At 47.4% G+C, this 435-nt stretch carries 1 protein-coding gene and 1 pseudogene; both read right to left on the bottom strand.

Annotated features, from left to right (window positions below; genetic code table 11):
• Positions 1-104, bottom strand: a pseudogene (locus ACTHSP_RS22020) (YbaB/EbfC family nucleoid-associated protein); the annotation flags it as partial.
• A gap of 89 nt (positions 105-193) precedes the next feature.
• The coding region (locus ACTHSP_RS22025; RefSeq protein ID WP_440347011.1) for a DNA polymerase III subunit gamma/tau C-terminal domain-containing protein at positions 194-435 on the bottom strand (242 nt) is incomplete at its 5' end.

The raw sequence follows: 435 nt of genomic DNA on the forward strand, positions 1-435 counted from the left end.
CCTTCAACTTCGGTTTCAGCCAGCTTGGCTTGTGCCTTTTTCATGTTTTCCTGCATTTGTTGAGCCTGTTTCATCAGGCCGCCTAATCCGGCTTTTCCGAACATATTTTACTCCTATGGGTTTGAATAAATGGGTTTCACTCATGCCGTCTGAAAACGCTATTGCCTTTCAGACGGCCTTGTATATCAGTATTTTAAGAATGTCCTGCCAACTCTAAAGAATCCGGCAGCCATTGTGCTTCAAAGGTTTGCAAGATTTTCTGCGCCGTTGTATCCGCTTCCAGCAAATCTTGCGCCTGCTGCCGCCCTTCTTCTTGAATACGTTTGCGGCGCATAACCGGCGTTTCCCAGCCTTTATCATCCTGCCAAGGCTCGGTTTGCAGCCTTAAATTGCCAAGATGGTATGCCTCGCTCAACGTCTGGCAGATTTTATCCA

The sequence above is a fragment of the Neisseria sp. P0001.S005 genome (assembly GCF_051963715.1).